We start from the raw sequence: 23,283 nt of genomic DNA on the forward strand, positions 1-23,283 counted from the left end.
ATCTACATAATGACATTATTCTCTCTTATATCTGAAACAAGTTGTCGCCTGAACGCCCTACACCCATTCTCATTCCAGTATTTTCTTTTCTCTATCTTTATAACCTCAAATGTAGTATTTAAGATATGCGACTTATAACTTGTGTTAGGTTCTCTGCCTGGATAAAATACAGTGATTGAATCCCTAAACTCGTCTTCGTCCAAATCATAATCTTTAGCAAATTGCTCAGAAAGTTCATCTGTTGTAATCCTCTTAATATGTGCATAATACCCCACAAGATATGCAAAATAGTCCACATCAAACTTTTCTATCCAATAATCATCTGATGCCACAAATACAACTACAGGGAACTGCCTATTATCATCTTTAATAAGATCCTTTAATGTATTGTATTCTTCTTCATTATCAATACCCCTTACATTCTGTCTTAACCTCTCCACATCACAGATTCCAATATTATCTGCTATCTCTCCATAGAAGTTAGGACGGCTGAACAATACATTTTCATTATCTCTGTACTTATCTGCTGGCTCAGCATATTCATTACTTACGTCAAATAAAAGCCTGTCACCATCTTTCTTAATAGTAGCAATCGATATCCACAGCCTGTTAGCGACCTTAGAATCAAGGTGCGTTGTAATCTCCTTGAAATATAAATTCTCATTATCATATTCAAGCGATACCTTATACCCCGGTCTTTCATTATCATATGTATCCACACTGCCCGGCATATCATCAAATACTTCATTAAATCTTGAATGTACCCACGAATATATGTAATTAACTGCCTTTTTAAATGCGTCCTCCATAGAAAGATTAGTAAGATCAATGCAGGAATGTGACTGGAATACCTTATAATTGCCAAGCGGTTTAAACGGCTCAAAGCGGCGTCTTTTACCGCCAGCCTCGAATTCCTGTTTATTCTTATGCTCCTGCTCTATCTTTCTAAATGCCTCGTTAAGCCTTTCATCATCAGGGCCTATCTGATTGACAATCTTTACTATATTATTAAGTGTAAGCTCTATTCCATTCTCTGAAGTATCAAGCCATAACTGTTCAATAGCCCCTTGTCTTGGTGCCTTATAAAATATCTTTGCAAGCTCTGTGTCTGAGTCAAACAGCTCCTCTATGTATGGATGCAGTGGTTCATTCTCAAACTTTAACCTGTAGTGACACCTTAACATATCATTCCATTTCTTGTCTTTGTAATGCTGGTGTCCTAAATCTTCAAGCAGCCCTGCTATCGAATCATCACACAGTTCAAATGTAGCAAGAATACTGTTCATCTTTCTTGCCAGTGCTTCGTTACCTATTCCAAACGCCGAGCCTTTATATCTCATATCGTGCTCAATCTCGTGCCAGCCCTCAAATGAGTTCGTCCTTACCTGAACCTCAAATGTATCGTCAACATAATCTGACAGATATGGATTGACAATTGTCTTGCTAAGATATGCTGGAAGCTTGAATATTCCATTGACCTTCATAGCCTTGAATTCATATTCATTATTCTCCGTAGTCTCCCACATTCCTGGAGATATAAATAATGTATCTAAAAGCTTTCTGCATATATCTACATCATCAACAAAATATAGGATTATTCTTATTCCTACAAGATCCTGCATTTTCTTATCTTCATTCTCCGTACCTGGACGTCTGTAATCTTTAAATATAAGCTTATTCACCATAGAATCAACGGCCTTGACCCTGTATGCAATTCTGTAGTAAAATCCTGCTCTTTTTAGCTTTTCCTCTATAATGCTTAGTAAATCATCTTTTACAACCTGTGGAACAACTATCTGTTCAACATTCTCCTTTGTAAATAACTCATTAACTTCATTCATAAGTAACCCCATCCAATTCTTCATATATCTTTCTTTTAAGCTGTTCTTTAATGCTATCCTTGGCAAATGCAGCTTCTGCTGAATTAATAAGCAAATTCTTTAATATTATACCATTTATAGGAAATGTTTGCACAAGTAATTTAAGCTCATTTTTAATACTTGTGCCTGAAACCATCATATTGTCCGTATTTATGGTAACTTTAACACCATTATTAATAAGTTTCATAATTGGATAATCAGCAATATTATCAACAACTTTCGTATTAAGGTTACTTGTAGGACACAATTCTAACGGAATATTCTTATCTGCCAGCTCCTTAATCATATCCTCTGACCAGGCTGCCCTTATTCCGTGTCCTATTCTTTCAGCTCCCATATATATTGCCGTCTTTATGCTTTCTTCTCCATCTGCTTCACCTGCGTGTATTGTAAACGGAATATTATATGCCAAAGCTTCTTTAAATATTCCAACAAACTGCTTTGTTGGATATAATTTTTCTGCACCGGCAAGATCTAGTGCCACAACTCCACGTCCAAGATATGTATGGGCAATCCTTATCGTTTCTTTATTAAGCTCCTCATTATCACTTCCCCTCATGCAGCATAATATAAGCTTGTGATAATCTGAATTACCGAGTCCTTTTATTGCCGCCTGCACAACCTCTTCCTGTGTCAACCCCTTCTGCATATGAAGCTGTGGTGCAAATCTTATCTCACTGTACATTATCCCCTGACTATCCTGCCCAGCTATTAACATTCTCACACATTCAGTAATAGCTTCAGCTTTCTGCAAAAGTGTCAGTGGAAATTCAAATTTTTCCAGATATTCATTCAAATCCCTGCAGTCTTTGGACACCTGTAATCTTTCTTTCAGGTCTTCTTCACTTTCATTAAGTTCAATACCATTAATAAGAGCCAGCCTCTTAGCCATTGGAATACTGACTGAACCATCAAGGTGAACGTGTAAATCTATAAGGCAGTGTAATTTATCTATATTAATATTCATAATAATCCTCTTTTCTGCGTACATTTTACGCATATCAATCTGGTGCCTTGTAAGGGCAGCTCTAGCTTTTTTCAAATCTCCCACTATGTACAGCTTTATTATAGCACATATTTATACAGCTTTGAAAGGCATAGATAATTCGCACTAACTATAAGTTTGATTATTTGCCAGGTTTATGTTATACTTATTATACTTATTAGTATTATATTTACATTAATTATTTATTAATTGCTTTATAATCTACAATTATTTATTAATTCACATAAATGTTAGTCAGGGGGAATAATTATGGTCATCCACGAATCAGCTGAAGATTATTTAGAAACAATACTTATGCTTAGCAAGAAACTGCCTGTTGTGCGTTCAATTGATATTGCCAACGAAATGGGCTATAAGAAGTCAAGCGTCAGCATTGCTATGAAGAATCTTCGTGAATCAGAACATATACGCGTAACTAAAGAAGGTTATATATACCTTACAGACTCTGGCAGGGAAATTGCCGAGATGATTTATGAAAGACATCAGATACTTTCTTCTTGGTTAATACAGCTTGGTGTCAATAAGCAGACTGCCGAGGAGGATGCGTGCCGTATCGAACACGATATAAGCAAAGAGTCTTTCAATGCCATTAAACAGGCTATATCTGAACAGCTTAGCAACAGACAGAAATAACTTACTAAAAAAGGGACTTAAAAAGTCCCTTTTAATATTGTTCATTTTTTAATTATAACATCATCCATTCACCTTATAAATATTATAATCCCTATAACCAGCAGGCACTTCTTCATCAGTTATTATCTTAGCTGTATCAATCCTTGCAAATGTCACTGAACTTACATTATCGAATTTGGTGCTGTCTGCAAGAATTATTTTGTGATTGCAATGGCACATCGCCATTTTCTTAACTTCTGCCTCATTAATATCAGGCGTTGTAAATCCACATTTAATACTTATGCCATTTGTACCAAAAAATCCTTTGTTGAAATTATAATTTCTTAACATTTCAATAGCATTAGCACCTACTACTGCTTCTGTTGAACCCTTAAGCTCACCACCTATAAGTATAACCCTGAAACCTAACGCCGCAAGATTTCTTGCGTGTGTAACAGCATTAGTCACATATACCGCCCGCTTTTCTGTTATATAATCAATCATACAACCTGTTGTAGTGCCTGCATCCATATATACAAAATCATCAGGTTCTATAAGTCCTGCCGCATATTTTGCAATAAGCTTCTTGCCATTAATATTTATTTCACGCTTCTGCGTAACGCTTGGTTCACTGCCTGAAACTTCAAAACCTGCTGATACTGCACCTCCAAATACCTTGACAAGCTTGCCTTCTTCATCAAGCAAATTCAAATCTCTTCTAATTGTAGATTCTGAAATTCCAAGTTCTTCTTTAATCTCATTGACAGTTATACTTCCCTTGCGTTTCAACTCCTGAAGTATATATTCGTGTCTTTTCTCTGCAAGCATAACAATCACCTTTTCCAATATACCAATTATAATTCAGATACATCAGTGTCACGGATAATCTTTCTGATTGGAAGAATTCTCCCCGGCGAAACCGACAATTCATCAACACCCATTTCAAGAAACTTCTGTGTAAGGCTTGTATCAGCTCCAAGCTCTCCACATATTCCTGCCCATATCCCGGCTCTATGTGCATTATCGACAACCATTTTAATCATCTTTAGCACTGCTGGGTGATGTGCATCAAAAAATGTATCCAGCTTAGGATTCTGCCTGTCAACAGCCAATGTGTACTGTGTCAAATCATTAGTTCCAATACTAAAGAAATCAACCTTTTTTGCAAGCTCATCGCTAATCATTGCAGCCGCCGGTGTCTCTATCATTATTCCTGTCTTTGGGCTTCCTATCTTAATCTCCTGAGCCGCAAGCTCAGCCTTCACCTCATTTTCAATCTCTTTTATGCGGTCTATCTCCCACATATTAGCAATCATCGGATACATAATATGAATATTGCCATATGCACTCGCCCTGTATAAAGCTCTTAACTGTGTCTTAAATATATCCGTTCTTGTAAGGCATATTCTGATAGCTCTCACACCTAATGCCGGATTGTCCTCTTTATCAAGATTAAAATAGTCACACTGCTTGTCTGCACCTATATCAAGTGTTCTTATTATAGCCGGCTTTCCAGCCATATTTTCCGCAACAGTCTTATATATATTAAACTGTTCCTCTTCTGTCGGAAAATCAGTTCTCTCAAGATAGATGAATTCACTCCTGAACAATCCTATTCCTGCCGCATCATTAGCAAGAACTAACGCTATATCCTTAACATTACCAATATTAGCATACAACTTTATCTTTGTTCCATCAAGCGTTACATCTTCTTTTCCCTTAAGTCTGTTTAAAAGTTCCTTCTGTTCTATATACTTCGCCTGTTCTTTCTTGTAGCGGTCAAGTGTCTCGCTATCAGGATTGATATACACAACTCCATTAAAGCCGTCAACAATGCCTGTTAAGCCGTCTATATCTTCATCAAGAACACCTTTTGTTCCTATAAGGGCTGGTATCCCCATTGTCCTTGCAAGTATAGCTGTATGTGAATTAACCGAACCCTTAACACTTACAAATGATAATATCTTTTCTTTATCCATCTGTACAGTTTCCGATGGTGCCAAATCTTCTGCAATGATTATTGACGGCTCATCAGATTCTATTGTACTGCTTTTACCACCACTAAGAATAGTTATAAGTCTTTCAGAAATATCTCTTACATCTAAAGCCCTGCCTCTCATATATTCATCGTCCATAGCCGCAAACATTGATGAAAAGTTATCCGAGGTCTGTGCAACTGCATATTCAGCATTAACATTCTGATTATCAATTATATTAAGAACCGACTCTTTATAATCGTCATCTTCAAGCATTATCTGGTGCATTTCAAATATTGCCGCATTGGCTTCACCGACTTCCTTTAAAGCCTTATCATAAAGCATACCTAACTGTTCAACTGCTTTATCAACGGCATTAATATATCTTTGCTTCTCGCTCTCACAATCATCAATATGCATCCGCTTAACCTGCTGTTGTTCTTTACTGTACACTTTAATTCTGCCTATGGCTATCCCGCCAAACACGCTTTTTCCTTTATATTCATACATAACAGCCCCTCCTTTCTTTAATTTCAGCCCTTTAATTAGGTATTTTAATTTATATACTTTAACCCTGGCACTTTAATTTACATATTAGCTTTCATAAATTCTTCAATCTTTGCAGCTGCCTGTTCTTCGTCTGTACCTTCTACATTTACTGTTACTTCCTGTCCACATTTTACTGCTAATGACATTATTGTAAATACCTTCTTGCAGTCAGCAGTCTTTCCGTCTTTCTTAATTAATATACTACTCTCAAACTGCTTAGCTGCTTTTACAAGTTCACCTGCTGGTCTCATATGGATTCCTTCTTTGTCTGTAATTGTATAATTAAATTCTTTCATAATAAACCTCTTTTCTGCGTATCTTTTATTTTAAACGTTTCGTTTTGGTATATTTTGTGTTTTTTATATTTATATATTGTGTTTTTAACAGGACCATACCAGATACGCCAGGCTACAGTCATATACTTTATTTTAAAATTATATTTTATTAATTAATCTATTCATTAACCTTCTTCTTTAATACTCCAAGAAGGAAACAAGAAACGATTGTTCCAACAACTAATGCTAAAAGATAATATAATGGGTTGCCGACAACCGGGAACACGAATATTCCACCGTGTGGAGCCATTAACGTGCACTTAAATAACATACTTATTGCTCCTGCTATTCCAGAACCAATAAGGCATGCTGGTATAACGTGAAGCGGATCTGCCGCCGCATATGGAATGGCACCTTCTGTTATAAATGCAAGTCCCATAATAAAGTTGGTTGGTCCTGCCTCTCTTTCTTCCTTAGTGAACTTATTCTTAAATAACATTGTAGCAAGTGCAATAGCACAAGGTGGAACCATACCACCAATCATAACTGCTGCCATAATATCGTAATTACCATATGCAATTGAAGCTGTTCCAAATACATATGCTGCTTTATTAAATGGACCACCCATATCAATTGCCATCATTGCTGCAAGCACAAATCCAAGAATTATACGGCTTGAACTTCCCATTCCAACAAGGAATGAATTAAGCCCTGTATTAATCGCCCCCATAACAGGCTCTATTACATAGTTCATTCCAAGTCCTATAACAAGAATTCCCACAACCGGATATATAAGCACAGGTGCAATCTTTTCAAGTGCTTCTGGAAGCTTGTCACACAATTTTCTTAAACCTAAAATAATGTATCCAGCCGCAAAGCCTGCAACTAAAGCACCTAAAAATCCAGACTTTCCATTAGCTGCAATATATCCTCCGACAAAACCCAGTGCCAGTGCCGGTCTGTCACCTATTGCCATTGCAATATATCCTGCAAGCACAGGAAGCATAAATCCAAATGCTGCTCCACCTATATTCTTAAACAAAGCTGCAACTGGTGTTATAGTACCAAAATTAGCTCTTTCAGCTTCAGAAAGACTGTTCATATCAACATTAATTCCATCAATAAGAAATGCTATGGCAATCAGAATACCACCGCCAACTACAAATGGAAGCATATGCGAAACACCATTCATAAGCTGTGTATATATCTGATGTCCAACTCCGCCTGATTTATTCTTCTTAACCGCAGCTGCCTGACTATCATCAGAAGATCTGCCCATCCCATGTACCTGATATTCGGGAACATCACCGCTAAGTGCCTGACTTATTAATTCATCAGCTTTATTAATTCCGTCTGATACCTGACATTCTATAACCTTATGTCCTTCAAACCTTGCCATTGGCACTTTGGCATCTGCCGCAACTATTATACATTCCGCTTTTTCTATATCTTCATCTGTAAGCACATTTTTAGCACCTGCTGAACCTCTTGTCTCTATCTTAATTGTACAGCCTGCCTTTTTAGCTGCTTTTTCCAGACCCTCAGCTGCCATATACGTATGTGCAATACCTGTAGGACACGAAGTTACAGCCACTATATACCTGTTAGCCGGATTCGTATCACTATTGCCAGCATTATATGTGCCTGTATCCTGCAATCTTTCATCAATGCTCTTGCTTTCACTGTCTGCATTATCGATAACTTCAAGAAATCCCCCAATATCCTTAGCTGCTTTTAACTTTCTGATAAATTCTTCATCCATTAGAAGCACCGAAAGCTTGCTTAATACATCTAGATGAACATTATCCTCACTATCCGGAGCTGCTATAAGAAACAATACATTAACAGGTTCACCATCTAATGAATCATAATCAACTCCATCCCTTATAATCATAGCTGCAAGTCCCGGTCTGCTTACCGCACTGCATTTGCCGTGTGGTATGGCAATTCCCTCTCCAACACCAGTTGTGCTTTCTTCTTCTCTTGCAATAACCTGCTTCGTATACGCTTCAATATCTGTAATATTACCGCTGGCCGCCATAAGCTTCACAGCCTGCTCTATTGCCTCTTTTTTATTTAAAGGCTTTGCATTAAGATCTATACTTGAAGCACTTAATAAATCGGTAATCCTCATATACATACCTCCATATTTATAATAAGTTTAAACACTCTGTAATAATTATCTGATTATAGTAACTTTACCTATAAGATCATTAACTTCTCCGTTAGTTGCCAATCTTTCCGAAAATGCACTGGCACTTCCTGTTGCAACACCTTTCCTGAACGCATACTCATAATCTTTCTTTTCAATCCAGCCTGAAAGGAAGCCCGCTACAAGTGAATCTCCTGCCCCCACTGAATTCTTAAGTATCCCGTCCGGAGCCTTTGCTTTATACACATTGCCATCATCTGCTACAAGTATTGCACCTTTTCCACCCATTGATACACATACATTAACAGCACCCATTTTCTTTAATTCCAAAGCATACGGAATAACTTCTTCCTGTGTATTAAGTGTCACATTAAATATATCTCCAAGCTCGTGCTGGTTAGGCTTTATAAAAAATGGATTATATTCCAATACATTAGTCAACAGCCTGCTTGTTGCATCAACCACAATCTGAACACCTTTGTCCTTTAACATATCCATAATGTCTTTATATATATTATCTGATATGCCTGCCGGTATGCTACCCGCAAGAACAAGAACATCACCGCTTTCAAGTCTTCTTAATCTGTTCATAAGCTGTTCAATATGAGAACTATCTATATGTGGTCCTTGTCCATTAATCTCCGTTCCATCAATCGACTTTAACTTAATATTAATTCTTGAAATTCCGTCATTAATTTTGATAAATTCTGAATTAATGCCACCATTATGCAGTCTTCTTACAATCTCATCTCCAGTAAATCCAGCAATAAAACCTAACGCTGTACTCTTTATTCCAAGATTGCCAAGAACTATAGATACATTAATTCCTTTACCTCCGGCAAGCATTAACTCACTGCTCGTCCTGTTAGTCATACCTGGTCTGAAATCTTTAACAGATACAATATAATCAAGTGATGGATTAAATGTTACGGTATATATCACTTTATATCCCTCCCTTCTGGTCACGTTCCTTTTGTTATCATTATAATAACTCCATATTCATTCATAATCAATTATTATCATTCACAAACATTCATATTCTTTTTTGTGCAGATTGTACATATATAAGATTTATTATTAGGATTTTATGTGGAATTATACTATTTAATTGAATTAGTATGAACACTTATGATTGTTTTAATTCCCAGATCTTATTCAGATACTTGATTCCGACAAATATACATTTTATAATGATGATGTAAGAAATCTATTTAATATTACCCAGAACATTTACAAAGAAAATATAGAAGCTATTTATTCTCAGTATCAGTCTGATGATGTTGACCCGGAGGTCATCTAGCTTATATTTAATAAAGCAGAAGAAACTCTGAAGCATAAATATTAGTATTTTCATCAAACAACCCCCAAGTAAATTATGAATAAACATTTTCATAATCTGCTTGGGGGTTATTATGTCTTATATATAATATATAACTCGGTTTCACTATATGATATGCATTATAATTAATTACAAAAATAATATATAATACTACCTGCAATCACACCGGCACCGACCGATACCACTTGCCATCACATATAATCTACATTGTATAATCCACATCACATATGATTTATCATACTCGCCAGATATCCCGCACCAAAGCCATTGTCAATATTAACAACGCTTACACCGCTTGCACAGGAATTAAGCATTGAAAGCAGTGCTGACAAACCGCCAAAATTAGCTCCATAACCAACACTTGTTGGAACAGCTATAACAGGGCAGTCAGCCATACCTCCTATGACACTTGCAAGTGCACCTTCCATACCAGCAATTGCAATTATAACTCTTGCATTCATTATAGCATCAATATGGTTCATAAGCCTGTGCATTCCTGCAACGCCAACATCATACAGCCTTACAACTTCATTGCCATATACTTCTGCTGTCCTGGCTGCTTCCTCGGCAACTGGTATATCACTTGTTCCGCCTGTTGCTACAACAATCCTGCCCTTGCCATTCTTTTCTGGCATATCGCCAATTATTCCAATCTGCGATAATTCATCATAATTCAGGTTATATTGCTGTGCCACATAATCAGCGGCTTCCCTGCTCATTCTGGTTATAAGGATTGTCTTTTCTTTTTCTTCAAGCATTGCACCAACTATACCGGCAATCTGCTCTTTAGTCTTGCTTTTGCCATATATAACTTCCGACATTCCCTGTCTTAATTCCCTGTTGGTATCAACCTTGGCAAAGCCTAAATCCTTAAATGATTCTAATTTAATACTATCTGCCGCCTCTTTCGGAGAAATAGCACCAGAGGCAACATTTTCCAATAAATTGTTAAGTTCCTCTTTGTTCACGGCATTTTCCTCATTTTTCAAGATATCCCTTGTAATCACCTGTATGAAGTATATCATCAGCTCTCTGTATTTCTTCCTTAGTTGGAGGCATAATATCTTCAAGCTCATATTTCACACCAAGATCGTGCCACTTAAATACACCAAGTGTATGATATGGAAGAATTTCAAATCTCTTAACTGTCTTTAATGACTTAACGAAATCTGAAAGTGCCTGTAAATCTTCCTTATCATCTGTAACCTTTGGCACAAGTACGTGACGTATCCACATATCCTTGTTATTATCCGAAAGATATTTTGCCATATCTAATATATTCTTATTAGTCCAGCCTGTAAGTTTCTTATGCTTTTCATCGTCAATATGCTTAATATCGAGCATAAAAAGATCTGTAACTGCCATAAGCTCATTGAACTTGCTTATAAATGGTTCTTCAAATGTAAATGGATTGCCTGATGTATCAAGAGTTGTATGAACTCCTTCTTTCTTGGCTATCTTAAAAAGCTCTGTAACAAATTCAATCTGAAGAAGTGCTTCTCCACCACTCACAGTTATGCCTCCATTATCTTTCCAGTAGTTATGGTATCTGTAAGCCTTATCAAATACTTCCTGTGGTGTCTGGAGTTCGCCATCCTCTAACTTCCAGGTCTCTGGATTATGGCAATATTTACATCTCATATGACACCCCTGAAGAAATACTATATATCTTACACCAGGTCCGTCAACTGAACCAAAACTTTCTACTGAATGAATTCTTCCTTTTATATCTGACATAATAATCCTCATTTCTGCGCATATCCTCTGTCCATAATCATTCATACCCTATGCGCGCCGGTATGAAGCTTCCGTGGAATATTATACAACAATAGTGTATACAAGATATTATCATAATAAACCATTTTATTCTACATTAATATGATATAAGTGTCAAAAACAAAAAGAATTCACCATCTTTGTTAAAATTATCCTCTTTTCCATAAATCTAATGAATCACATAATATTATCCGGTGTTCAGTAAACCAATTAATTATTTTACCTCATTATTCTGCCATTTAATTATATTATTCAATTCTTGACTTCTTTAATATCCTCTTTATTAATTCAACATTAATTTTTATGTATACACATTATTAATATCAGGTAACTCCTCTATCAGCTCTGCTAATTACTGTATCTTGCACATTGTTTTGTGCTGAACTACTTTTTGTTAACAAATTATCAATTAACAGTATTTTGTGATATAATTTTGATATTTTTTTAACATTGCTGTTATTTTAAATAGTTTTTAGTATTTTTCTTCTTTTTGATAATAATTTTCGCATAATTATATTGTTTGTTTAGTCTGACTATGTTATTATAAATCCACGACTGGAATTTATCGAAAGTACATTGTGTGCTTTAACTTATTCCTGATTATCGTAAATATCACAGACAGGGAGATTAGATTTATGGGATTTTTAACAGGTAAAACCGCCATTATAACAGGGGCTGGCCGTGCCGTATTAAGTGACGGAAGATGTGGTTCTATCGGATATGGAATTGCTACAGCTTATGCTAAGGAGGGTGCTAATATTGTCATTACAGGACGTAATGAAAGCAAGCTTGCCGCCGCTAAAGAAGAATTAGAAAAGCTTTACAATATCAAGGTTCTTACAATTCAGGCAGATGTTAATGCCTCTGCTGATAATGAAGCTGTTGTAGCTAATGTCGTTAAGCAGACAATTGATACATTTGGACATATTGATGTGCTTATCAATAACGCACAGGCCTCTGCTTCCGGCGTTCCACTTGCTGAACATACTACAGAGCAGTTCAATCTTGCTATGTATTCAGGTCTTTATGCCGCATTTTATTATATGAAAGCCTGCTATCCTTATCTTAAGGAAAGTAAGGGCTCTGTAATTAACTTTGCTTCTGGTGCTGGGCTTTTTGGTAACTTTGGACAGTGTGCCTATGCCGCCGCTAAAGAAGGTATAAGAGGTCTTACAAGAGTTGCTGCAACTGAATGGGCTAAAGATGGAATTAATGTTAATATTATATGCCCTCTTGCGTGGACATCACAGCTTGAGCAGTTCAAAAACGCTTATCCAGAGGCATTTGATAAAAATGTTCATACTCCACCAGCAGGCCATTTCGGTGATGCTGAGCTTGAAATCGGACGTGTATGCGTACAGCTTGCATCTCCAGACTTTAAGTATATGACAGGTGAAACTCTCACACTTGAGGGTGGACTTGGACAGCGTCCATAACCAACAATAACTAATAAAGGGTATCAATTACCAAACTCAAAAAAGGGTACTGAAAACATAATTCCAGTACCCTTTCTTTTTATTATAACGTTATCAGCTATCTATAAACTTCATTATACAACCACCATACACTTTTATACAGTTTACATATATTTTATCTTTCTGATATATTTCAATAAGTCTTATATATCGTTTATATTAATTTCTATGATGTAATTCCTGTACAGTCCTGCTGATTTCTTCTCTTAAATGCTCTTTTTCTTTTGGAAGATTATTAAGCTTCTCAAGTAAATCCGCAGTATTGTGTTCTGATCCGACATTTCTTAATGCCTCACAAGCTGCATATACAACATCATCATCTTTATCATCAACAAGTCTTAACAATAAATCAACACTGCTGTTATTATCGTTAGTTCCTAAGGCTTTAGCCAGGTCAAGCTTCTCTTCCTTAGTTCCATACACATAATCTGCAACTGCATAGAAATCATTTTTCTTTACAAGATGTTCGATTTTTTTGTTAATATCCTTCTTAAATAACATATCAGATTCCTCCCTTATAAATATAAATAGTGAAATCTAATCTATCGCGATATTTATTAATTAGGTTTTCATTAATAGAGATTATACATCTTTTATCATTAAATGTAAAATGCAATTTTGATATGCTCATTATATCTTATTTTTTGCGCAGCTTTTCCACGCATACGAAGTTTCGAAGAAACTTCTAAGTGACTACGAAGTAGTCATATTATATCTTATTTTTTTTGCAGCTTTTCAGCACATATAAAGTTTCGAAGAAACTTCTAAGTGACTACGAAGTAGTCATATTTTATCTGCACCAGACAACTGCTCATAAAGCTTTAATGCTTCCCCATCTTCCTTATAATTAACAAATACTGTCTTGTTATCTCCCTTTATCATAACCACAGGTCCATAGCCATTCCATATAAAAAGCATACATTTTCCATATGTATTACCTTTATAATTACCTATGTTATACTCCTCTGTCGCCCCGCCATTAGTCCTTGTAAAGCTGTCTTTAGGCATTTTATCCATAAGCTGTACTTCCTCAATATTATCAATATTAATTGAGAATTTATATCCCACCGCTTTTACTGTGAAGTAATTATCTTTAATTTCTGTATCTATATGGACATTAATATATGGTATCATAATAGCCACAAACCATATAATAAATCCGGCAACGACAGCCTCAAGCGACCACATTATTGCTTTTCCAGCTTTATTGCCAAGATTGAATGAATAATTCGTATCACTCAGTCTGTTCTTGACTAATACTTTAGGATCAGCAGGGTTATTATAGAATCCAGTTTTCCAATACTCATCATCATCTACATATAACGGCTCGTTATCTCTGTTAAGTATCTCCTCTTTCTTCTTTCCAATAATAATAATCATCCATAAAATAACAAGTGTATACATAAATTGAATTCCCATATACACATAATAGTCTGCATCTGTTATTCTGCTATGTCCGATATATTCAATAAATATATAAAGCCACGATAAAGCATTGATTATGTTAGTTATTAACATTCCTTTAAATATATATTTTTTAACAGTATTATTGACTGCCTGATTAACAGCCGTATCTTTACTGTATACATTTCTTTCTCTTTTATTAAATGCCACATTAAATACAAATGATATCAGCGATACCTGCAATGTAATAAGTAATAATATAAGTGCCTGATTAAAATCTTTTGTTCTGCCACTTACTACCCACAGAATAATACCTGTAACAATCTCAGCACCTATCGGTATTAAATGATAATACAACTTAACTTCTCCTCTGACTGCTGACAGGGAAGTATCTGCATATATCCTTTTCTGGCTCTCTATAACCCATTTATTCTTAACCTTTATATCATACATTTTTCTATGTGGTATAATCATCAATAATTCTATACCTACAGCATAACCAATAAGCCACACACACCAGATAAGCACAAATATTATCATATTAAGAAAATTCACAAAACATATTGCTATACCCAAAAAAGCATTAACATTCTGGAATATTTTATAATTATGCTTTGTCTTTTCAATAAGACCTGCAACCTCTTCATCACCAATATTCTCCTGTGGTATATGAACACCAAGAATCATTCCCTGCTTATATTCATAATTGCCTATAAATCCAAATCTCACAATTAAAATTGTAAATATATTGCTTACCAATGCTATCACAAACAATGCTATTCCCATAATATTATCCTCCCCGTCCAGTCACCAAAATGCTTTTACTTTTGTATTTATGTTGTCTTTGGTTCACTGTCACCTGACACTTTGATTTTTGAATATATTTCATTACACATACTTAGAAAATCTCTCTTATCCATTCCATTAATAGCTGCTTCTGCTAATAATAATTCAAGTTCATTTTCAAGCTTTTCCCTGAATACAATATCCATATCAATATTATCTGATACTATTGCTCCGTGCCTGCGGTCTATTTTAATATATCCTTCTGTCTTTAATATCTGGTACGCTTTATTCACTGTCATTGTATTAACTCCAATATCCTGTGCAAGCTGTCTTACCGTTGGCAGGCTCTCGCCAAGCTTTAATTCACCACGTCCAATTCCCATTACAATCTGATTACGAAGCTGGACATATATAGGTGTACTGCTATTCATATCTAATTCAATAATCATTGTATTAACTCCTTTCCTGACACAATATTCACAACATAGAATTGACCTAACCGATATCTTATGAACCTTACATTAAACAAATATAACCTTTTCACAATCTTATTAATAAGGCAAATAAAAAAGTAGTATTATTTGTATTAGTTATTGTAATACAAATAATACTACTTTGCAATATAATTTGAAAATAATATAATTGAATACTATTATCAGATACTATTACCTGTTAATTATTCCCCTCCGTGCTTTGCTCCTCTATAGCTTCATTAAGATTATTCTCTATCTTTTCAAGCGTTGCACACATACTGTTAAGCTCTTCTTCGCCTATACCTTTGCGGAACACTTCCTCAGCCATATCAAATATATCAGATACCCTGTCAGCTTTTTCCTTTCCTTCTTCTGTTAAAGATATAATCCACGAACGCCTACACTCTGGATTATTCTGTCTTTTAATAAGTCCCATACTCTCTAATCTGTCAAGCGTTCTTGACATCGTAGTCACCTCTATAAGGCAGGCATCTGACAATTCTTTCTGGCTCATTCCATCACATTTTCTTAACTCATATAATATGCGTGGCTGCCCCTGTCCAACTGTCAGTCCAAGTTCTATAAAATATGGTCTTAATAATCTTCGTCTTAGCATTTCCACGTCAAACAGGTAATGTCTTACATTCTGCTTACTTTTCATAATGACCCTCTTTTCTTAATTATTGTCCTCTCCATATAATCAAGTATTTTTTCATTCAAAAATCTCATTATCGACTGGCATTCCACATCCGCCGCAGAACTTAGTCCCATTCTCCAGTTTCATTCCGCAATTTTTACAGTACATTACATTCTCCATTTCTTTTGTTTTTTTATTTTATATTAGTTGTCATTTTATGTATATATACATTTTCACAATTATATAAAAATATAAAATACCAACACCCTATTATCTCCATTCCTAATCACATACACATTTGCAATTATCTTGTCAACGACTGAATCTCTTTTTGTATAAGTCTTCCTGCCGCCTTTGCCAGCTCATCAATACGACGTATTCTTGTAAATTCTTTTCCATAAATCTTTTCTGCGCTATTGGCCGCCGCATCATTTCCCATAAAAACGGCTGATACATGTATTCCTTTAGCACGCAGTGCACGTACCTCTTCGGCTGCATCATTAACAGAAATATCGTCGCTATAATCATGTCCAAACGGGCTGTCCTGTGATGGCAGAATACGCTGGCTGTCATTAGGCGCAGCATCTGTTAAAATAATCACAAGATGCCTGTCAGCCACCCCCGGGTTCATATCAAGGATTTTACCAATTCCCCGAAAAGCAAGACCATCACGATTCCAACCGGCAGCATAATAATTGAAAATATTGTCGCACTTCTTATCCCTAAAAGACTTCAATATATGAAAAACTGTATATCCTCTAACACTGCAAAATCTTGTTACCCTGACCGGTATATTACATTTCACGAGGCTTTTGGAAATAATTACTCCCTGCGCAGCAAGCATTTCCTGATACTGAAGCCTTGAAGCAGATGCATCAAGAAGCAGATCCACTGTAAAGGACGGTTGATTATCATCTTCATATGTGTGAAAAATCCTGTTATCTTCTATATATTCTGCACGCCATACTTTGGTTGTATCAAGCCTTCCTCTCTGACCTGATATTACATCTGTCTTCTGACTTATATATTCGCTATTACGGATTTGTTCGACTATATGTGCAATAAGACTATCATAAAGCCGTACATTTTTATTATAATATGAATGATTTCTTTCAACCTGCAGCTGTGACTGTTCTCTTAAATGAAGAAATTCCTTCGGTATATTTTTCTTTGTTATATATTTTCCATCTGTAAACCATAAATGGCATCCTGTATGACTGCCTGTACACAGTTCTTTTTCTATTTTAATAAGAGTCTGCTCTGATATAACAGATCTTCCAAAACAATTCTCAATATAAGAGCAGTCATCATTTTCTTTCTTATATGTTATATTATCTTTCTTTTTACTGTAAGCTGCTTCACCAGTCATATTGTCCGCCGCAGAAGAACGCATAACCATTACATGATTATTTCTTACAGAGCTGACAGGCATTATTCTTGTCATTATCCGGGCAAATGCCCCTGTAAAATGCAGTCGCAACGCTTTTTTTTCATGTTTTACGCCATCAAAAAGATTAAATTTGCGATAAATTGCCAGCACAGCATCTATCAACCGGTCTGTTTCAGGCATTATCTGTGGTGTCAGTTCTGCATACAGCTTTTGTTCATTTGGTGTCAGCAGAACCTTCTTTTTCCCTGACACACTGCTCCATCTGGCTGACTGCATATTATATACAAGCCGGTTTTTACTCATCCACTCCTGCCTCGACAGCTTATATTCACCTGCAAAAAAAGCCTTTCCATAATAAACCCGTAAATCAGTCATAGACGGACGTTTTAATGCTTCCTCTGTATACAGTACATGTTCCAGATAAAGCCATGTCAGATCATCCAGCATAGCCTGACTGATATCTCCGTTCCAATAACCAAATAAAGTGCTGATTGCCTTTTCACCATAATACTTATATGCCAGTCCAATTATAAGATTCATATATAAATCTGAATCTAAATCCCCTGTTTCAACAGCCAGAAACAATGGATCAAAATTATAGCGTTCCGCCGCATTCCATACCTGATTAGCAGCCCGTCTTTCCTTAGCAGTATAAGAAATGGTACGCATTATTCAAACACCTCCGTATTATGCAGCTTTAAGGGAAACCTTGAAGCTATTACATCACGTATAAGCTCTTTTTCATAGCTGTCAAATATCTTATTGGTAATTCCAAGATCCAATGCATCCCTGATTGGAATACCCTTTTTTATAAGACTTATAGCATCAATTAATCCACGCAGATCCAAAGCTTTCTCTGTAAGTTCACCATTTTCACATTTTTTCTGAAGTTCATTAAATAAAAGTGCAAACTGTTTGTTATACTTAGTAACAAGTGAAGGAAACTGATCCTTTAACAGTCTCTCAAGATCTTCCTTTGCCAGTGGCGGCATCTGTATAACTACAAATCTTGAGGCAAGTGCCTCATTTAATTCCCTTGTACCTGCATAATTATAATTCATCGTAGCAATAAAACGTGTATCATCTGCAACCTCTATCCTGTCATATCCTGGAACATCAATTACACGTCTGAAATCAAGTACAGAATGTAAGACTGCAAGTGCTTCATTCCTTGCCATATTGATTTCATCGAGAATCCCAAAGCCGCCACTTTGTGCACAACAGTACACAGGTCCGGGTCTGAATGTAACCCTGCCATCGTGAAATGTATCAGAACCTATCAGCGCAGCCGCATCCATATTAACATGGAAGGAAATATCCCATGCCGGACGTTCAAAAACTGCTGCAAGATTCTGTGCAAGCACATTTTTTCCCGTTGCCTTCTCTCCTGCCAGCAAAAGATTTCTGCCACACAGAAGCACTGCAAGAGCCTCTTCCCATACCTTATTGCCATAATAATGAAAATGTGGTACAGGAATACGTTTTTTTAATGCTTCATCTACAGTATGTTCTTCTGAATAATGCCGGACTTCTTCTACAAGCTGTGCAGAAACACCTTCCTGCTTCAAAAACTCAATCAGATTATTCAATACCAACACCTCTTTAACTATTTTTTTATATTTTGATTATATTCTTTTTATTTATTTATTTCAAATTACAATAATTCAAGCTATATTAATGTCCGATTTATTCAAGTTCGAATTGTCCCGTATAGAGCTGATAATATCTTCCTTTCTGCTCTATCAGCTCATCGTGGCTTCCACGCTCAATAATCTGTCCTTTCTCAAGTACCATAATCGCCTTGGAATTTCTTACAGTTGACAATCTGTGTGCAATAACGAATACTGTTCTGCCTTCCATTATTGCATCCATACCATTCTCGATAAGTCTTTCTGTTCTTGTATCTACTGAGCTTGTCGCCTCATCAAGAATAAGTACAGGAGGCTTGGCTACTGCTGCCCTCGCAATGGCAAGAAGCTGGCGCTGTCCCTGTGAAAGATTGCTTCCATCGGAATAAAGCATTGTATCATAACCATCTGGAAGCCTTCTTATAAATGAATCTGCATTAGCTATTACGGCTGCCTCCCTTACTTCCTCATCTGTTGCATCAAGCTTTCCATATCGTATATTGTCTGCAATAGTTCCTGTAAACAGATGTGTTTCCTGTATAACCATTGCCATTGACCTTCTTAAATCATCTTTACTTATATCCTTAATGTCTATTCCGTCATAAGTTATTGTTCCTGACTGGATATCATAAAATCTGTTAATAAGATTAACTATTGTTGTCTTTCCTGCACCGGTTGAGCCTACAAATGCTATCTTCTGTCCCGGCTTTGCATATAAAGTTACATCATTAAGAATAGTCTTTTCTTTTACATATCCAAACACAACATCTTTAAATCGCACATCTCCCTTTAACTCAACAAGATAGCCTGCTTTATCTTTCGTCGCTGGAACCTTCCAGGCGTATATTCCTGTATTACCTGAAGCTTCCATAAGTTCACCAGCTTCATTTTTCGTAACATTACATAATGTAACCCTGCCTTCATCAACCTCAGGTTCTTCGTTCATCATATCAAATATACGCTCTGCACCTGATAAGGCTGAAAGCAGGAAATTAACCTGTTGTGTGAACTGGTTAAGAGGCATCGCACTCTGCCTTACATATACAAGATATGCTGAAAGCGTACCTAAATCCATAAGTCCCTTTAATGTAAATATACCGCCAACACAGGCTGATATTGCATAATTAAGATAAGAAAGACTTACTATTGTAGGAATCATCATTCCAGCAAATGCCAGTGCATTAGTTGACTCTTTTCTGAAATTCTCATTCATTTCACAGAATTTCCCGTAATCCTTTTCCTCGTGGTTAAATACCTTCTCAACCTTCTGTCCAGCCATCATCTCCTGAACGAATCCATTGATTTTACCAAGCTCTTCCTGCTGTCTGTTAAAATATTTCTTACTGTGCTTACTGTTAAATTTGATAAAGAAGAACATTATAATAAGAAATACGACAACTATCATAGAAAGACGTATGCTTAATACCATCATCATCGTAAGTGTACCAAACAGCATAATAAAACTCTGTATTATCATAGCAAAACTGTTATTCATAGCTTCCTGAACTGTATCAACATCATTAGTAAAACGGCTCATAAGTTCGCCGTGTGTATGTGCATCAAAATATTTTAATGGAAGCTTCTGTGTATGCTTAAATAAATCATTTCTTATATCCTGTATAACCTTCTGTGACATTTTCACCATAATGCGGTTATATCCAAGTGTTGACAACGCTCCGCACGCATACATCACACCCATTGCTATAACAGCCTTTAAAAGCCCTGTCATATTGCCCGGAACAATAAATCTATTGACAACAGGCTTAATAAGATAAGTTCCTGTAACATTAGCTCCTGCACTTATGAATACAAGAAATGCTACTAATATAAGCATCCATTTATAATGTCCAAGATATACGAATAACTGTTTCAATGTCTTCTTGGTATCTTTAGGTCTTTTATATCCAACATATTTAGCCATTATAAATCCACCCCTTCCTTCTGTGATTCATATATTTCCTGATAAATCCTGTTATTGGCAAGAAGTGTTTCGTGTGTGCCTATCGCAGCTACCTTTCCCCTGTCCAGTATGATAATCTGGTCAGCGTGCTTTACCGAAGATATTCTCTGTGCTATTACAATCTTGGTCATATCTGGAAGCTTATTAGCAAGTTCCTCTCTTATCTTAGCTTCTGTCGCTGTATCTACCGCACTTGTTGAGTCATCAAGAATAAGCACCTTTGGCTTTTTTAATATAGCTCTCGCAATACATATTCTCTGCTTCTGTCCACCTGATACATTGACACCGCCCTGTCCCATATCAGTATCATACCCCTGTGGAAGTCTGTCTAAGAATTCATCTACACAGGCAATATGGCAGGCTTCATTTATCTCCTCCATAGAAGCATTCTCATTACCCCAGTAGAGGTTAGAAAGCAGTGAGCCTGAGAATAAAGTGTTCTTCTGCAATACAACTGCAATAGCATCCCTTAAATGTCTCATAGGATATTTTTTTACATCTATTCCGTCTATTCTCACCGTTCCTTTGGTTGCATCGTATAATCTTGGAATAAGTGATACAAGCGTTGTCTTGGCTGAACCCGTCTGTCCTATTATTCCAATAGTCTGTCCTGCTTCTATATTAAATGAAACATCAGAAAGAACATATTCTTTTGCCTCTTTCTTGTATTTAAACCATACGTGGTCAAACTCAATTGAACCCTTTTTAACACTTATATCCTCTGCCTGTTCATCTGTTATGTCTATTTTTTCATCAAGAACTTCGACAATTCTTGAAGCTGAGGCTAAAGAACGTGTCATCATAAGAAATACATTTGACATCATCATAAGTGAATTAAGTATAAGAAGAACATAACTTAAAAAGCTTGTAAGCTCACCAATCTTTAACTGTCCTGCATTAATAAGATGTCCGCCGATAAAGAGAATTGATATAATCGTTCCATACATAACAAACTGCATAGCTGGCATATTAAGAACTGCTATACCGAATGCTTTCTCTGACTCTTTCTTAAGATTAGCATTAACTTCCTCAAACTTAGAAACCTCGTAATCACCTCTTACATATGCTTTAACTACTCTTATCGCAGTAAGATTTTCCTGAATGCTTCTGTTGACTAAATCTATTGCATTCTGCATACGTCCATAAAGTGGACGGACATTCATAATAATAATTATGAGAAGAACGGCAAGTATAGGCAGTGCCACAAAGAATACAAGTGCAAGCGTTCTGTTAATTGTAAATGCCACTGATGATGCAAATATAAGCATAACCGGGCTTCTGCCAAATGGTCTCATACCTGTTGATACCGAATTCTGTATATTCGTAACATCACTTGTCAGACGTGTAACCAACGAAGAAACCCTGAAATGGTCGATATTGGCAAATGAATATGATTGTAATTTCTCATATTCTGCCTGCCTTATATTAGCACCAAGTCCCTGTCCTGCAAGTGCTGAAAATCTTGCACTTCCAATGCCAAGGATAAGTGCCAGAACCGCACAGCCTGCCATCTGCAAGCCCTTAGTATAAATATAAGCTGTGTCGCCATTAGCAACACCATTATCAATTAAATCAGCCATAATCATAGGCACCATAAGTTCAAGCACTGCCTCAACAGCAATACATAAAAGTGCCAGACAGGCATATTTCTTATACTGTTTCATATAAGAAAATATTCTTTTAAGCATTAAAATGCACCTCCAATTGTTGTATCTGCAACTATTGTAACATCAATTTTTGCACTGTCAACTTATATTTTCAGCCTTCAGACTTCAAATACCTGATTATCCATATCTAAATTGGGAACTGATAAATTATTAACTTCTAAACTTTCTATAAAACGGCAATAATTTATTGACATCCGCATATATAAGTGTTAAAGTGTGGCCATAATGATTGTTAATTAATTATCAATCTTATTTTTATTAAGATAGTTACTTCGTGTAACACTATACATCACTAACA

20 protein-coding genes are annotated in these 23,283 nt (G+C 36.1%); 2 read left to right on the forward strand and 18 right to left on the reverse strand.

The window, feature by feature from the left end; all coding sequences use genetic code 11:
• Positions 1 to 2 precede the first annotated feature (2 nt).
• The gene (locus tag WMO14_RS12545; RefSeq protein WP_349153928.1) at positions 3 to 1,907 is read right to left on the reverse strand and encodes a RelA/SpoT-related domain-containing protein; all 1,905 of its coding nucleotides are present in this window, start codon (positions 1,905 to 1,907) and stop codon (positions 3 to 5) included.
• Complete coding sequence (gene add / locus WMO14_RS12550) at positions 1,834 to 2,922, reverse strand: adenosine deaminase (RefSeq protein ID WP_242854134.1); 1,089 nt, start codon at positions 2,920 to 2,922, stop codon at positions 1,834 to 1,836. The genes WMO14_RS12545 and add overlap by 74 nt, the downstream gene beginning before the upstream one ends.
• A gap of 213 nt (positions 2,923 to 3,135) precedes the next feature.
• Here add and WMO14_RS12555 point away from each other — a divergent pair, with 213 nt between their 5' ends.
• Positions 3,136 to 3,519: a metal-dependent transcriptional regulator gene (locus tag WMO14_RS12555; protein WP_022502913.1), complete on the forward strand. Its 384-nt coding sequence runs from the start codon at positions 3,136 to 3,138 to the stop codon at positions 3,517 to 3,519.
• A 60-nt stretch (positions 3,520 to 3,579) separates the two neighbouring features.
• Here the strand turns inward: WMO14_RS12555 and WMO14_RS12560 are convergent, their stop codons facing one another.
• From WMO14_RS12560 to pflA, 7 genes are all read right to left on the reverse strand, one after another.
• Positions 3,580 to 4,326 (reverse strand): DeoR/GlpR family DNA-binding transcription regulator, encoded by a 747-nt coding sequence (locus tag WMO14_RS12560; RefSeq protein ID WP_022502914.1) that lies wholly within the window; start codon positions 4,324 to 4,326, stop codon positions 3,580 to 3,582.
• 26 nt (positions 4,327 to 4,352) lie between these two features.
• Positions 4,353 to 5,984, reverse strand: coding sequence for a phosphoenolpyruvate--protein phosphotransferase (ptsP, locus tag WMO14_RS12565; RefSeq protein ID WP_022502915.1), 1,632 nt, complete (start codon positions 5,982 to 5,984; stop codon positions 4,353 to 4,355).
• Between the two features lie 77 nt (positions 5,985 to 6,061).
• Positions 6,062 to 6,319, reverse strand: a complete 258-nt coding sequence (locus WMO14_RS12570) for an HPr family phosphocarrier protein (protein WP_022502916.1) — start codon at positions 6,317 to 6,319, stop codon at positions 6,062 to 6,064.
• A 157-nt stretch (positions 6,320 to 6,476) separates the two neighbouring features.
• Positions 6,477 to 8,432, reverse strand: a complete 1,956-nt coding sequence (locus WMO14_RS12575; protein ID WP_349153929.1) for a PTS fructose transporter subunit IIABC — start codon at positions 8,430 to 8,432, stop codon at positions 6,477 to 6,479.
• Between the two features lie 45 nt (positions 8,433 to 8,477).
• Positions 8,478 to 9,392, reverse strand: a complete 915-nt coding sequence (gene pfkB, locus WMO14_RS12580; protein ID WP_022502918.1) for a 1-phosphofructokinase — start codon at positions 9,390 to 9,392, stop codon at positions 8,478 to 8,480.
• 618 nt (positions 9,393 to 10,010) lie between these two features.
• Positions 10,011 to 10,757 (reverse strand): nickel pincer cofactor biosynthesis protein LarB, encoded by a 747-nt coding sequence (larB, locus tag WMO14_RS12585; RefSeq protein WP_055175578.1) that lies wholly within the window; start codon positions 10,755 to 10,757, stop codon positions 10,011 to 10,013.
• 10 nt (positions 10,758 to 10,767) lie between these two features.
• On the reverse strand, positions 10,768 to 11,526 hold the full coding sequence (gene pflA / locus WMO14_RS12590) for a pyruvate formate-lyase-activating protein (RefSeq protein ID WP_022502920.1): 759 nt from the start codon (positions 11,524 to 11,526) through the stop codon (positions 10,768 to 10,770).
• A 674-nt stretch (positions 11,527 to 12,200) separates the two neighbouring features.
• On the opposite strand from pflA, the gene WMO14_RS12595 reads away from it, so the two are divergent.
• Positions 12,201 to 13,001, forward strand: a complete 801-nt coding sequence (locus tag WMO14_RS12595) for an SDR family NAD(P)-dependent oxidoreductase (RefSeq protein WP_022502921.1) — start codon at positions 12,201 to 12,203, stop codon at positions 12,999 to 13,001.
• Between the two features lie 198 nt (positions 13,002 to 13,199).
• Here the strand turns inward: WMO14_RS12595 and WMO14_RS12600 are convergent, their stop codons facing one another.
• From WMO14_RS12600 to WMO14_RS12640, 9 genes are all read right to left on the reverse strand, one after another.
• Positions 13,200 to 13,541 (reverse strand): HEAT repeat domain-containing protein, encoded by a 342-nt coding sequence (locus WMO14_RS12600; RefSeq protein WP_022502922.1) that lies wholly within the window; start codon positions 13,539 to 13,541, stop codon positions 13,200 to 13,202.
• 282 nt (positions 13,542 to 13,823) lie between these two features.
• Positions 13,824 to 15,230, reverse strand: a complete 1,407-nt coding sequence (locus WMO14_RS12605) for a hypothetical protein (protein ID WP_349153930.1) — start codon at positions 15,228 to 15,230, stop codon at positions 13,824 to 13,826.
• Between the two features lie 47 nt (positions 15,231 to 15,277).
• Positions 15,278 to 15,679, reverse strand: coding sequence for a GntR family transcriptional regulator (locus WMO14_RS12610; protein WP_055175593.1), 402 nt, complete (start codon positions 15,677 to 15,679; stop codon positions 15,278 to 15,280).
• A gap of 223 nt (positions 15,680 to 15,902) precedes the next feature.
• On the reverse strand, positions 15,903 to 16,364 hold the full coding sequence (locus WMO14_RS12615; protein ID WP_022502925.1) for a MarR family winged helix-turn-helix transcriptional regulator: 462 nt from the start codon (positions 16,362 to 16,364) through the stop codon (positions 15,903 to 15,905).
• Between the two features lie 51 nt (positions 16,365 to 16,415).
• Entirely contained in the window at positions 16,416 to 16,508 is a 93-nt protein-coding gene (locus tag WMO14_RS12620; protein ID WP_022502926.1) for a zinc-ribbon domain-containing protein, read from the reverse strand.
• A gap of 136 nt (positions 16,509 to 16,644) precedes the next feature.
• On the reverse strand, positions 16,645 to 18,399 hold the full coding sequence (locus WMO14_RS12625; protein WP_022502927.1) for a vWA domain-containing protein: 1,755 nt from the start codon (positions 18,397 to 18,399) through the stop codon (positions 16,645 to 16,647).
• Positions 18,399 to 19,319, reverse strand: a complete 921-nt coding sequence (locus WMO14_RS12630; protein ID WP_082421599.1) for an AAA family ATPase — start codon at positions 19,317 to 19,319, stop codon at positions 18,399 to 18,401. Before WMO14_RS12630 ends, WMO14_RS12625 begins: the two co-directional genes overlap by 1 nt.
• A gap of 97 nt (positions 19,320 to 19,416) precedes the next feature.
• The gene (locus WMO14_RS12635) at positions 19,417 to 21,279 is read right to left on the reverse strand and encodes an ABC transporter ATP-binding protein (RefSeq protein WP_022502929.1); all 1,863 of its coding nucleotides are present in this window, start codon (positions 21,277 to 21,279) and stop codon (positions 19,417 to 19,419) included.
• Positions 21,279 to 23,006 (reverse strand): ABC transporter ATP-binding protein, encoded by a 1,728-nt coding sequence (locus WMO14_RS12640; RefSeq protein ID WP_349153931.1) that lies wholly within the window; start codon positions 23,004 to 23,006, stop codon positions 21,279 to 21,281. The genes WMO14_RS12635 and WMO14_RS12640 overlap by 1 nt, the downstream gene beginning before the upstream one ends.
• Positions 23,007 to 23,283 lie beyond the last annotated feature (277 nt).

The organism is Lachnospira rogosae (ex Hitch et al. 2025), from assembly GCF_040096455.1.
Classification (GTDB): Bacteria; Bacillota; Clostridia; order Lachnospirales; family Lachnospiraceae; genus Lachnospira; species Lachnospira rogosae.